Annotated in this window: 14 protein-coding genes; 2 read left to right on the top strand and 12 right to left on the bottom strand. The window is 26.1% G+C overall.

What is annotated here, in order from left to right; genetic code table 11:
• Nucleotides 1-4: 4 nt before the first annotated feature.
• The 5 genes from AC4FQV_RS03345 to AC4FQV_RS03325 all read right to left on the bottom strand — a co-directional run bounded on the left by AC4FQV_RS03345 (nt 5) and on the right by AC4FQV_RS03325 (nt 4,572).
• Nucleotides 5-508, bottom strand: coding sequence for a DUF4358 domain-containing protein (locus AC4FQV_RS03345; protein ID WP_491164432.1), 504 nt, complete (start codon nt 506-508; stop codon nt 5-7).
• A 173-nt stretch (nt 509-681) separates the two neighbouring features.
• Nucleotides 682-1,890, bottom strand: a complete 1,209-nt coding sequence (locus tag AC4FQV_RS03340; RefSeq protein WP_491164428.1) for a DEAD/DEAH box helicase — start codon at nt 1,888-1,890, stop codon at nt 682-684.
• A gap of 20 nt (nt 1,891-1,910) precedes the next feature.
• Complete coding sequence (locus tag AC4FQV_RS03335; RefSeq protein ID WP_491164426.1) at nt 1,911-2,222, bottom strand: hypothetical protein; 312 nt, start codon at nt 2,220-2,222, stop codon at nt 1,911-1,913.
• Nucleotides 2,223-2,469: 247 nt separating this feature from the next.
• Nucleotides 2,470-3,816: an NADP-specific glutamate dehydrogenase gene (gdhA, locus tag AC4FQV_RS03330; protein ID WP_491164421.1), complete on the bottom strand. Its 1,347-nt coding sequence runs from the start codon at nt 3,814-3,816 to the stop codon at nt 2,470-2,472.
• Nucleotides 3,817-4,077: 261 nt separating this feature from the next.
• Nucleotides 4,078-4,572, bottom strand: a complete 495-nt coding sequence (locus AC4FQV_RS03325; RefSeq protein ID WP_491138869.1) for a DUF6106 family protein — start codon at nt 4,570-4,572, stop codon at nt 4,078-4,080.
• 222 nt (nt 4,573-4,794) lie between these two features.
• On the opposite strand from AC4FQV_RS03325, the gene AC4FQV_RS03320 reads away from it, so the two are divergent.
• The gene (locus AC4FQV_RS03320) at nt 4,795-5,820 is read left to right on the top strand and encodes a branched-chain amino acid aminotransferase (RefSeq protein ID WP_491164419.1); all 1,026 of its coding nucleotides are present in this window, start codon (nt 4,795-4,797) and stop codon (nt 5,818-5,820) included.
• A gap of 48 nt (nt 5,821-5,868) precedes the next feature.
• Here the strand turns inward: AC4FQV_RS03320 and AC4FQV_RS03315 are convergent, their stop codons facing one another.
• The 3 genes from AC4FQV_RS03315 to AC4FQV_RS03305 all read right to left on the bottom strand — a co-directional run bounded on the left by AC4FQV_RS03315 (nt 5,869) and on the right by AC4FQV_RS03305 (nt 7,497).
• Complete coding sequence (locus AC4FQV_RS03315) at nt 5,869-6,396, bottom strand: hypothetical protein (protein ID WP_491164417.1); 528 nt, start codon at nt 6,394-6,396, stop codon at nt 5,869-5,871.
• 101 nt (nt 6,397-6,497) lie between these two features.
• Nucleotides 6,498-7,058, bottom strand: coding sequence for a hypothetical protein (locus tag AC4FQV_RS03310; protein ID WP_491164415.1), 561 nt, complete (start codon nt 7,056-7,058; stop codon nt 6,498-6,500).
• Between the two features lie 97 nt (nt 7,059-7,155).
• Nucleotides 7,156-7,497 (bottom strand): hypothetical protein, encoded by a 342-nt coding sequence (locus tag AC4FQV_RS03305; RefSeq protein ID WP_491164413.1) that lies wholly within the window; start codon nt 7,495-7,497, stop codon nt 7,156-7,158.
• Between the two features lie 206 nt (nt 7,498-7,703).
• On the opposite strand from AC4FQV_RS03305, the gene AC4FQV_RS03300 reads away from it, so the two are divergent.
• Nucleotides 7,704-9,035 (top strand): polysaccharide deacetylase family protein, encoded by a 1,332-nt coding sequence (locus AC4FQV_RS03300; RefSeq protein ID WP_491138878.1) that lies wholly within the window; start codon nt 7,704-7,706, stop codon nt 9,033-9,035.
• Nucleotides 9,036-9,170: 135 nt separating this feature from the next.
• Here the strand turns inward: AC4FQV_RS03300 and AC4FQV_RS03295 are convergent, their stop codons facing one another.
• From AC4FQV_RS03295 to asrA, 4 genes are all read right to left on the bottom strand, one after another.
• Nucleotides 9,171-9,800, bottom strand: a complete 630-nt coding sequence (locus AC4FQV_RS03295; RefSeq protein ID WP_491138879.1) for an alpha/beta hydrolase — start codon at nt 9,798-9,800, stop codon at nt 9,171-9,173.
• Between the two features lie 426 nt (nt 9,801-10,226).
• Nucleotides 10,227-11,273 carry a sulfite reductase subunit C gene (asrC, locus tag AC4FQV_RS03290; protein ID WP_491164411.1) on the bottom strand — a complete coding sequence of 349 codons (1,047 nt, stop codon included), beginning with the start codon at nt 11,271-11,273 and terminating at the stop codon, nt 10,227-10,229.
• Between the two features lie 12 nt (nt 11,274-11,285).
• Entirely contained in the window at nt 11,286-12,077 is a 792-nt protein-coding gene (gene asrB, locus AC4FQV_RS03285) for an anaerobic sulfite reductase subunit AsrB (protein ID WP_491164408.1), read from the bottom strand.
• A complete protein-coding gene (gene asrA, locus AC4FQV_RS03280) occupies nt 12,078-13,109 on the bottom strand; it encodes an anaerobic sulfite reductase subunit AsrA (protein WP_491138883.1) in 1,032 nt (343 codons plus the stop codon).
• Between the last annotated feature and the right edge of the window lie 70 nt (nt 13,110-13,179).

Genomic DNA, 13,179 nt, shown 5'->3' with positions numbered 1-13,179 from the left:
AAGCTTACTCAAATTGCTCCTCATATAAAGTTTTTGCTTCTTTTAACTGTTCCTCTGGCAAAACAAATAATGAAACATAATCACCCTTTATAAAAACCTTTGATGATTCTGCTATTTCTTTTTCCTCTGGATAAAAGGCCTTTCCTATTTTATCCTCTAAAACTTTATTTAATGATTCTTCAACATTTTTAACCTTTCCCTCCTTAGCTTTAACAATAATAATTAAAGCATTTCCAGGGGACCTTCCTGTTTCTGCTATTCCATATTCATAAACATCCTCTAAATTTAAATGATATATTTCCTTAGCCATTTCATCATCTACAGGCATAGGCATAACAACTAATCCCTCATCTACTAATTTATTAATCATATCTTCAGCACTTAAAGATAATTTAATACTCCCACTTTCTTCGCTATTAACTGTATCACCTTTATTGTTAGATATACACCCACTAAAGGTAGCTCCTATCATTATAGCTGCTAAAACACTAATTAAAATTTTCTTCATCCCAATCTCTCACTCCCTAAAAGATATTTCTTATATTAAAGCTATTATATAATACTTGATAATTACTTCCAATATTGTAATAATATTGTTAATCAATTAGTAACTTTTAGTCTTTACATAAAATAAAAAACACTAAAGTTTTAAAACCTTAGTGTTTTTTTATTTTTATAATATTATTTTTTTATCTTACTTATATTTTTCTTTTTTCTTACTACATTTTTCTTTGAAGAATTTTTTTTAACATCTTCCTTATGTATTTTTCCCTCGTATAAATAAAGTCTAGGAATTTTTATTTTTAATTGTCTCTCGCATTTTAAAATAATTTTCTCTTCTTTATAATCTGCTAAGGAATAAGCAAAACCTTTTTCACCAGCTCTTCCTACACGCCCTACTCTATGTAAATAATTTTGAGAGTTCATAGGAATATCTAAATTTATTATATGAGTAGCTCCTTTAATGTCTAAACCTCTAGCTGATACATCAGAAGTTATTAAAACCTTAGCTTTACCACTTCTAAAATCTTGAAGTGATTTCTTTCTCTCCATTTTGTTATCACTACCATGAAGAGAAACTGCTTCTATTTTATTATATCTAAGTTTTTGTATTACATTATTTACATTATAACTATTATTTATAAAAACTATTATTTTTTTATCATTACCTATGGCATGTATAATTTTTCTCAAAAAGTCTATCTTATCTCTTAATTCCACTTGAAAATATCCATGCTTTATATTTTCATTAACCTTATTTTCACTTTTAGCTTGAATAAGAACACTTTCTCCTATTAATTCCTCTGCATTTTGTAAAGCTTTTTCATTCATAGTAGCTGAAAATATAAGTTTTTGAGTATCTCCTTTACAAGACTTAACAACACTTCTTACATCCTTTATATTTATAAAATCTAATAACTTATCTCCTTCATCAATTACAATTGTTTTTATTGTATTACAAGTTATTTTTTTCTTGTTTATAAGCTCTAATATTCTTCCTGTAGTTCCAACAAGTATATGAGGTTTATTTTTAAGTTTCTCTATCTGCCTTTTTATATTTCCACTTCCAACTAAAGTAGTAGAGGTTATTTTCTTTTCAAGTCCTCTCTTAAGGTCATTTAAAACATTATTTATTTGAACCCCTAACTCATGTGTAGGCGAAAGAATAATTGCCTGCATTTCATTTTTTGAATCATCAATATTTTCTATTATAGGAAGTAAATAAGCTAAAGTCTTTCCTGTTCCTGTTTCTGCTTTACCAATTACATTATTCCCCTTTAATACTTCAGGTATAGCTTTTTCTTGAATATCTGTTGGTTCCTCTATTCCTAAGCCTATTAAAGATTTTGAAACCTCTTTACTTAATCCTAACTTTAAAAATTTATCCATTAGCATCCCATCCTTTTTACTTAAAGTTTAACCTTATTATTTTTTAATATATTTTCACAAAGAGTTTCAAAATGAGAGGTGTCTACTCCCTCTTTTTTCAACTTAGAAAGTCTTAAATTTATTCTCTCTAAAGTTTCTTTGCCTTCTCTCTTATCTCTTTTTTTAATACAATTATTAAAATAATCCACTAAATAATCTATTTTTATAACTTCATTAGCTAAGTCTTCTCTATCTTCATTTATAAGTTCTATAAGCAAAGAATAAACCTTAGGAGAAGTTGAATCTCTATGTAATTTTAAAAAATCATTGTTTCTGCTAGTTATCTTTGACATATCTATTTTCCTTTCTAAATAAATTATGATTTAACATAAGTTATTAATAATAACATTTTCTAATATATCATAAGTAAAAAGAAAAAAACAGAAGAAACCATCCTAAAATAAACTTAAAATAAAACTTATTAATATGTTTTACTAATCTAATAAATAAATCCATAAAGCTCTATTTTAAAAATTAAGTATAGTTTCTTCTTTAAAGATAAGATTTTCTATTTATATTTTAAAATTTAATATTTTAATTTTATATAACTCCTTGTTCTAACATAGCATCTGCAACCTTTTTAAATCCAGCTATATTAGCTCCAATTATTAAATTTCCATCATAGCCATATTCAGAAGCTGCATTTCTAGAATTATAGTATATATCTTTCATTATATCTTTAAGCTTCTTATCAACTTCTTCAAAAGTCCAAGACATTCTTAAACTATTTTGGCTCATTTCTAAAGCTGAAGTTGCAACTCCACCAGCATTAGCTGCTTTTGCAGGAGCAAATAATATTTTATTATCTATAAATAGTTTTTGAGCTTCTAAAGTTGAAGGCATATTTGCTCCTTCTCCAATAGCAATTACTCCATTTTCAATTAATATTTTAGCACTTTCTTTATCTATTTCATTTTGTGTTGCACAAGGAAGAGCTATATCACATTTTATATTCCAAATTCCTCTACATCCTTCTGTAAACTTAGCTGTTTTAACATAATTTACATACTCTGAAATTCTTCCTCTCTTTACTTCCTTAATTTCCTTTACAACTTCTAAATTTATTCCCTTTTCATCATATACATATCCTGATGAATCTGAAAGTGCAACAACCTTACCACCAAGTTCAGTAATCTTTTCAGTAGCATATATTGCCACATTTCCTGAACCTGAAATTACAACTGTTTTACCTTCTATGCTTTTTCCATTATCTCTTAACATTTCATCTACAAGATATACTAAGCCATATCCAGTTGCTTCTTTTCTAGCTAAGCTACCACCATATGTTAAGCCCTTACCAGTTAAAACACCTGAATCTACAGAATTTTTAAGCTTTTTATACTGACCAAACATATATCCTATTTCTCTTCCTCCAACTCCAATATCTCCAGCTGGTACATCTACATTAGGTCCTATATGTCTATATAATTCACTCATAAAACTTTGGCAAAATCTCATTATTTCTCTATCTGATTTTCCCTTAGGGTCAAAGTTAGACCCACCTTTTCCTCCTCCAATAGGAAGAGTTGTTAAAGAGTTTTTAAATATTTGCTCAAATCCTAAAAACTTTATTATGCTTAAATTTACAGAAGGATGGAATCTTAACCCTCCCTTATATGGTCCTATAGCACTATTAAATTGTACTCTATATCCTCTATTAACTCTTACATTACCTAAGTCGTCAACCCAAGGAACTCTAAACATTATAACTCTTTCAGGTTCTACTATTCTCTCTAGTATTCCTTCTTCTATGTATTTAGGATTTTTCTCTAAAACTGGTATTAAAGAATATAATACTTCCTCTGAAGCTGCTAAAAATTCGCTTTCACCAGGGTTGTTTTTCTTTAAATCTTCCATTAAATTATCTACATATTTTTTTACATCCATTATTAATGCCCCCTCTTTTAAGCATAGTTAATTATTTAGTATAAAATAAGCTTAAATTAAGTTTTAAATATAAAAAAAATAACTTAATTAAATCTTATTTAATATTATAGCACAAAATACCATTTATTAAATAATAAAGTTTAATATTTAATAAATTATCATTTTTTAAAAGTTTTATATGTTAATTTAATATAAAATCTCTTTTTTTAAAATTTATTTTTTTAATATTTTATAATAAAAAAAGACGATTTAAATCGTCTTTTATCTAATAACCTTTTGTGGGTTTGAAAAAAATATTAAATCTAACATTTTTTGATCTAATAAAACTTCATAAGCCACAAACTTAGTTTCCCATCTTACTACAATTACATAAACCTTTTTTCCATCTTGAACATTAGTATAACACTTATTTACCTTTGCACTAGAATATCTATCTAAGGAACTATCTCCTAAGGGTGCAGCAATTTCAATATCTCTTAAATCTATGTTACCCTTTATTTTTCTTCTAACTCTTTCATAAATAGCACTAATCTCAAGTTCACCATCTGTAAACTCATAATCATATTCAACCATTGACAATCTTTTAGCTATAAAAAGTGGTAAACATATTATTAATAAAAATATTAATGCAGGTATAAGCCCCATAAAGATAAATATTCCTGCTGCTAAAAATAAAGAAATAACCATAGCTGGAACAATAATCTTATGTAATCCTGATTCTTTGCCACTTATACTCAATTCATAAAATTTCTCCATACCTATCTCCCTTTTTAATTACTTTTAATTAATTATAACATAATTTTCTTTTCAATTTTATATAATAAATAGGGTAATAAATATTAATTTTTTGTATTATTTTAATATTTCTTAATTTTTACTAAATAAATATTTTTGCAACTTTTAATTTTTAATATTTCATTTTAAAAATTATAATGATAAAATAAAAAAGTATTAAACTTTTGATTGGAGTGTTAAACTATGGATAAAAATACAGATATTGATTGGAATAATCTAGGTTTTTCTTATATAAAAACTGATTATCGTTATATATCTCATTATAAAAACGGTGCATGGGATGAAGGAAAATTAGTTAAAGACAACAAATTAACTATAAGTGAAGCTTCAACAGCACTTCACTATGGACAACAGTGCTTTGAAGGGTTAAAAGCTTACAGAACAAAAGATGGAAAAATTCAATTATTTAGAGTGGATGAAAATGCTAAAAGAATGAATAAATCATGCGAAAAACTTTTAATGCCTGAAATACCTGTTGAAAAGTTTATAGATGCTTGTATGAAAGTTGTTAAAGCTAATGAAAGATTTGTTCCACCCTATGGAACCTTTGCAACTTTATATTTAAGACCTTTTATGATAGGTGTTGGCGATAATATAGGTGTTAAGTCAGCTCCTGAATTTATATTCTCAGTATTTTGCATTCCTGTTGGAGCATATTTTAAAGGAGGATTAAAACCTGTAAACTTTATGGTTACAGATTATGATAGAGCAGCCCCTAAAGGAACTGGTTCTATAAAGGTTGGTGGAAATTATGCTGCAAGCTTAAAAGCTCATGAAATAGCTGTAAAAAAAGGCTTTGCAGATTGCATATACTTAGACCCTGCAACTCATACAAAAATTGAAGAAGTTGGTGCTGCAAACTTTTTTGGTATAACTAAAAAAGGAGAGTTTGTAACTCCATATTCAGATTCAATTTTGCCAAGTATAACGAAATACTCTTTAATGGAAATAGCTAAAAACAATCTAAAAATGCCAGTTTATGAAAGAGATGTTTTAATAGATAATTTAGATGAATTTTCTGAAGCTGGTGCCTGTGGCACAGCTGCTGTAATAACTCCTATAGGTGGCATAGAATATAAAAATAAACTTCATATTTTCTATAGCGAAACTGAAGTTGGACCAGTAACGAAAAAACTTTATGATATTTTATGTAAAATGCAATTTGGAGATATTAAAGCACCTAAAGAATGGATATTTGAAGTTAAATGATATAAAAATAAAGGAGGAGAATTTTCTCTTCCTTTATTTTTTATAAATTTATTCCATAAATAAATTGAATTTTTTTGCTAAAACTTCATACTCTTTAAAAGTATCTTTATCTTCATAAAAAACTGGAAATTTCAAATTATAGTTTCCCCAAATAGTAAAAGGTTTTTCAATAAAATAAAATGTTGAAAAAAATAATTCTCTTGTATTTAATCTAATTATAAAATCAATCACTCTAATATCTTCTATTTTAAAATAAATATCTTTTCTATTATTTTCACTAATTATTCCCTTTAATATTTCTGTATCCTCTTTGTTTAATTTCTCTAAAAGCTTTTTTAAACTTTCATCATCTAATTTTTCAATGTAAAAATCTATAATTAAATTATTATTATTAATTTTTAATGCTTCTTTAAAAAAGTCTAAAAAACTTTTTTCTTTTTCCTTAAATAATTCATCCTTCTCTATAGAAGATGCTAATATTTTATTAGGATATTTATCTAATCCTTCCAATATATTATTAAATCTTATTTTAACTTCTCTTTGAAAATCTTCCTTTTTTATAGCTTCTAAAAACAAGGTATCACTCCCTTTTTTTACTTTAAATTATATTATATACTAAAGTATTTTTATATAAAAAAACTTATAAATTATAAAAATTTATAAGTTTTCTCATATAATCATTCTATTTCCTTAAAACCTATAACATCATAAGTATTATTATCTTTTTCTTTAGTAATATTTTGCTTTTCACATTCTTCTAAACTTAATGGGAATTTATAATTATTTTCATCTAAAGAATTAATTAAATTAATAAAAACTAGTACTTCCCTTATAGTTTTTTCAATATTTTTTATTATGCTAGGAAAGGTAAGATTACTTTCCCAATCTTTAAGCTCTTCTTTTAAATTAAAATTTATTAAATCATCTTCTTTATTTCCATCATAAAAAGTATAATCTTCTCTTTTTAATATTATTTTATTAAAACTAAAATCCTCTCTAGCATTAATTTTATAAACTCTTTTAATAAAACCTTCTTTTTTAACCTCTAATAAGTAAACTCCTTTTGTTATTAAAAATTCAACTAATCCAGAATCATTAGTCTTCTCTTCATATTTATAATTATAATTTTTAATAACAATATTTACTCCCTTAATAGGACTTTCATCTTCTTCTAAAATATTTAAAAAAATTCTTTGATAAATCATATTTTTTAAGATATTAAATCTTAAAATTTTCACCCTTTTTTATTACTATAATATATAAATATTCTTATAAAAAATTTTTGATATAAAATAATTCTATATATTTAAATTTAAAATTTTAAGAGAAGTTATTTTAATTTTTTAAAGCTTTAAAACTCTTAAATTTAAATATAAATCTTTGAAATATATAAAGATAAAAAATCAGAACAGCCATAGAGATTAAGACCTCTATAGTTAATATTCCTCCTCCTAATTTTAATATTTCTTTATTGCTTATTAAGATAACATACAATAAAAGAGATAAAGAATTCTCTAGTATAAGTATTCTTTTTAAATTTACTAAAGATTTAATCTCTTCCTTTTTTAAATCCTTAATAAGTTTTTCTTTTTTATAAAGCAAATCATAAATAAGATATAATCCTATTAATATTTCTATAGCTAAAAATATTAATACAATAAAAAAACCAAATACCATGCGCTCCCCCTCCATTGTAATCGTTTTAAATTAATTATAACATTTTATTAATTTTTTTTAAATAAAATAATTAATTTCTTCAAAATTAAAATTTTAACCTTTTTGTAAATTTAAGCCTTTAAATGTAAAATACTATTATAATTGTACGATTTTTATATTTTATTGTTATAAATTATTTTTTAATAATTTATAAGAGGAGGCACTATATGAAAAAATTTTTTAAATACTTATGTTTAATTTTACCCTTAACCTTTTTAATAGGGTGTAGCAACAAAGAAAACTTAAATAACTTTTCTTTTTCCGCTTTTAAATTCAAAAATTTCTATGCCTTAGATAAAACTGAAGATAACATAAAAATAAACTTAAATGGTAAAGTTCAAAATCTTAAATTTCCAATATACTTAGACAAAAATAGATATTTAATTCCTTTAAATGAAATTGTTAATCTTAATAATGGAGAATTAAATATAGAAGAGGATAATTTAACAGTTAACCTTTTAAATAAGAATATAAAGGTTAATTTAAAGGATAATGTTTGGTCAGACTCAGAAAAAGAAAATCAAAAACTTAAAATTACCCCTATAATACAAGGAGGTGCTACATATATTTCATTAATTGATTTTGCTAATATGTTTGATTTAAAAAGCAGATGGAATTGTGATGAAAAAACAATAAAATTATATACAAATAAGGATATGTTAGATGTTAAACCTTATAAAGGAAAAGGTCCACAAAAAGGTATTATAAGATTTGAAGATGTAGCTTCTAGTGGTACAGGCACTTTAGAGGATTCAAATTATCTTGAATCTATAAGAGTTATGGCAAGATATCTAGGAAAGAAAAATGTTCCTTATCATATATCCTGGATACCTAGATATATAAATCCTGAAAAAAATATAGATAATGACCCTTCTAAAGAGAATAATTTTGCTAATGCTGAATTATTATACACCTTAGATTTTGCAAGCTATAATAAAGGAGAAATTGGTTTACATGGATATACTCATCAAATAGATAATTCAATTAGTGGACACGGCTTTGAATTTGGTAAATATAATCCTTCTGTAGATGATTTAAAATTAAGAGTATCTAAAGCTATAGATATAGCAAAAGACTTAAATATAAATATAAGCTTTTTTGAAGCACCACATTATACTATAAGCAAAGCACAAAATGAAGCCTTAGAAAAAGACTTTAAATACATTTTTAATGATTATGATGATAGCAAAGCACAATCAAAACCTATTAAATCTCCAACAGGAAGTGGCTCATACTACATTCCTACTCCTTTATATTATATTGAAGGTGGGAAAGAAAATGCTATGTTAAATAAAATATCCAAAATGTCTAATAAAACTTTTGCTGGAATGTTTTATCACCCATTTTTAGAAACTAAGCTTATAGAATTTAAAGATGGACAAGATGGCTATCCTGAAGATATTTATAAGAAACCTTCTATTATACAAAAAGTAGTTGATGAATTTGAAAAAAGAAATGTTAGCCTTATTTCTATAGAAGAAGTATCAAAAAATAAATAATATACATAATAAAGCTCTAGTAATAAAATTTACTAGAGCCTTTAATTTAAGTGATAAAATTCATGTAATATTTTATAAAAAAAAAAAGAATAAAGCTATCTTTCTAAGAAATAACCTTATTCTTATTTATAAAATCTATTTATTTATTATAAAATCTTTTTCTATCTCTAAAGCTTCTTTTAAAGCATCTACAGTAGCCATAACTTCACCCTCTATATCAAGAGCATGATTTGCATTTTCTATTACAAAGCTTTCTAAATCTTCTCTTTTTTCTATTGATAATCTATGTTCTAAGCTAAGTAAAGGATCTTTATCTCCTGTTATAACTAATGAATTTTCTTCTATATTAAATTCATTTAAAGTCTTATCTATAGGACTTATATAAATGTTTTTAATATTTTTAAATCTTTCTCTTAAATCTTTATTTAGGAAATATTGAACGCTTGTTCCTATACTCTTTCCTATTATTAAAATTTCTTCATATTCTTTATCTATAGCATTGTCTATAACTTCTAAAGATTCAGAAACCATTATACTAAATTCTTTTTCTATATTAAATTCACTTCTATTTATTTGATATCCATATTCAATCTCTAAAACATCATATCCTAATTCCTTAGCTAATTGCTTAGAGTAATCTAAATATGATCTATCTAAACAGTATCCTATACCAGGTAATATTATGCAAAGTTTATTACTTTTAACATCAATAAATCTTGGGCTTAATTCAACTCCCCAATAAGATTTTATTACTTTATTATTCATTTTAAAAACCTCCTATAAATTTTAAAGTTTTCAAAAATCTGTCCTAAAAAGTGATATGAAAGAGAGAAAATGCTTCACTTCTTAGGACAAATTATCTTAAATTTATAATAAATTTTGTTGTAATTATCTTCAAGTAATATTATAAATTTAAATCTTAATTCAATCAAAATTCACTAAAAACAAAGCCTTAAATTATATATAGCTTTATTAACAATTTGTTAATATTTTCTCTCTTTATTAAATATTATCCTTGTGATATATTTGAAATTTTAAATATGTAAGAAAAAAATTACATAGATTAAATATAATAATCTATGTAATTTTATTTAACTTATTTATTTTATTTAAGTAATTTTAAAAGCAATCTATAGAGGTACCCCTACCCTATTGTCTCTTTTAAAATTTATAATAAATCTTCTCTAAAAATTATCTTATTGGTCTAGTAGACTCTATGCTCTTATGCATTTTTATAGGCTTAACGTTGAAGTTTGATCTATATTCTGTTTCTGCCCAGAATATGTTATCAGCAACTAAAGCTTCTGGATTTAATTCTACTCCGTCTAAAATTATTTCTTTAAACTTGTGGTATCCAGCTCTGTCTATTAAATGACCACCATGTAAGTATTCTGGCTTGTAGTTTAATGCCCAAGCAGAGAATTTTTGCCAGTTTGCAAATATTCCAAGAACAACTTCTTCAGTTGCAAAGTTTACAAATGTTTTACCCATTCTTGGTGTTTGCTTACCTGTTCTACCACCTATAACTAATCTATAGAACTTTTCTGGTTTTCTAGTCCAAGCACTTGCAGGACATGCTAATACACATTCTCCACAACCTACACAACAACATGGATCTTTATCTATTAATCCTTTATGATTTAAGCTTAAAACTCTTGTAGCATGGTGTTCACAAGCTCTTACACAAGCTCCACAACCTATACATCTTTCAGGATGATATTCCATTCTAGCTTGTCCTATAACACCAAAATCTTGGAAGTGTGCTTTAGCACAGTCATTAGGACAACCAGCTACTGATACTTTTATATGGTAGTGTGAAGGGAATACTAATTTTTCTATTTTATTAGCCATATCCTTAGTATCTGCATTAGCTTTTATACAGTGTGAATTTCCTATACATGCCATAACGTTTCTAGCACCTATTGTAGGATATCCATTTTCATCAACTGTCATATCACAGTTACATCTATCAACTTCAACTTCTTGTAAGTAACCTTCTATGAATTTATTTACTTCTGGAATATTTTCATATTTTATTCCTGGAATACTAAATGTTTGTCTCATTCCCATGTGGAAAGTTCCATTTCCCCAAGTTTCAGCTATTTCTTGAACTTGAGATAAGTACTTAGCATCTACAATTCCTCCAGGAACACGCATTTGTAACATGAATTCTCCTGGAACCTTTGATTGACGAAAACAATTTAATCTAACCTTTTTTATATCTATATCATGATTCATAAATAATTCCTCCTAATCTAGTAAATCCTTTGCTTTTGAATAGTTAAAAACAGGACCTTCAAGGCATACATATGTTTCATTTATTCTACAATGTCCACATTTACCAACTGCACAAGACATTTTTCTTTCAAAAGAAACCCATATTTTATCTTCAGGAACTCCAAGTTTTAAGAACTCTAAAGCTGTAAAATGCATCATTATAGGAGGTCCTACAATAATAACTTCATAGTTGTCTCCAAAATCTTCTAAAGGTAACTTATTTAAATGAACAGTTACAAGTCCAGTTTCCCAACCTTCTTTTGTATCATTATCTAAAGTGTAGATAGTATTAAATCTTTCACTCCATCTATCTAAATCATTTTTGAAAAGTATTCCCTCTGAATTTTTAAATCCAAATACTAAGCTTAAGCTTTCAACATAATCTGGCTCATCATAGAATTTGTTTATTAAACTTCTAACAGGTGCAACCCCTGTTCCTCCAGCAACAATTACTACATTTTTGTTCTTAAATTGTTCTACAGGCCATCCTTTTCCATAAGCTCCTCTTAAAGAAATCTTATCTCCTACTTTTAACTTAAATATTTCATCTGTAACCTTACCTACAGCTCTTATTGTAAAGTCTAAGTATCCTGGTCCAAAACCACTTACAGAAATAGGTGCTTCTCCTATTTTAGGAAGAGATAATTGTAAAAATTGACCATGTTCAGGAACTATGTCAGAAGCAATTCTAAAAGTCCACTCCTTATCAGTTTCCTTAACTATATCTATTATTTCGCATGCTTTAGGTGTTAAAACATTTTCCATTTACATCTCCTCCTTGATTTCTTTTACTGCCTTTGCAACCTTGTTTATAGATGCTGTCATTGATATATTTTCAGGACATCTGTCTGTACATCTACCACAACCTACACACATATTTTCTTCTCCAAATTGAGCTTTATAGTCATGAATTTTGTGCATAACTTTATATCTCATTTTGTCTCCAGCAGTTTTTCTAAATGAATGACCTCCTGCCATTTCATCAAATCCATCTACATGACAAGATGCTTGTACTCTCTTTCTTTCTCCTATATTGTGGTTTGAATCATGAACTACATCTCTTGTTGTAAAGCATGTACATGTACTACAAGCAACTGTACAACTTCCACATTGAATACATCTTTTATTATATTCTTCCCACATTTTGTGCTCTTTAAGTTTATTTAAAACTTCAACACTTTCTATTTCAGGTAATTCAACCTTAGCTTCATTTTCTTCAATAAATTGAAGTTCAAAGTCTGCTTCTTGCTTTCCTTCAAAATATTTATTTAATTCTTCTTCCTTAACATTGAAAAGTAAGTTATCCTCATTAAATCTTACAGCTAAGCTATAATCATCAGTTTTGTTACTGTTCATTGTTGTACAAAAACATGTATCCCATCCTTCTGTACATTCTATACAAACAAACTTAACTCTATCTCTCATTCTTTTATAGAATACATCTTCAAAGTTACCATTTTTAAGATATATAGTATCTTGTCTTCTTTGAGCATTTATATCACATGGTCTAGCAAAAATAAGAATTTTCTTTTGGCTATCCATTCTACTTTCTCTAAATTCATCTTCTATAAAATAGTATAAAGTTTGAGAAATAGGAGTAATTACTTCTTTAACTGGATAAGTTGATTTTTCATCATAAACTATATCCTCAACTCTATCTATAACATCATATTTTATAATATCTGTATCGGAATATCTCCCTTGTTTTTCAAATCTCTTTGGAGCATAAATTATATACTCTTTCTTAAGCTCATCAAATAGCTTATTTACTTCTTCTAAATTTAATTTGTATCCCATTCAAACACCTCCAAAATTTAAACCATATAATCGTTAGTTTATTTTTTAACAAACTCCTTACACATTTATA

This window comes from Clostridium sp. TJA038 (assembly GCF_058310255.1).
The sequence above is the reverse complement of the archived record's forward strand: the minus strand, read 5'-3'. Positions and strand labels throughout refer to the sequence as shown.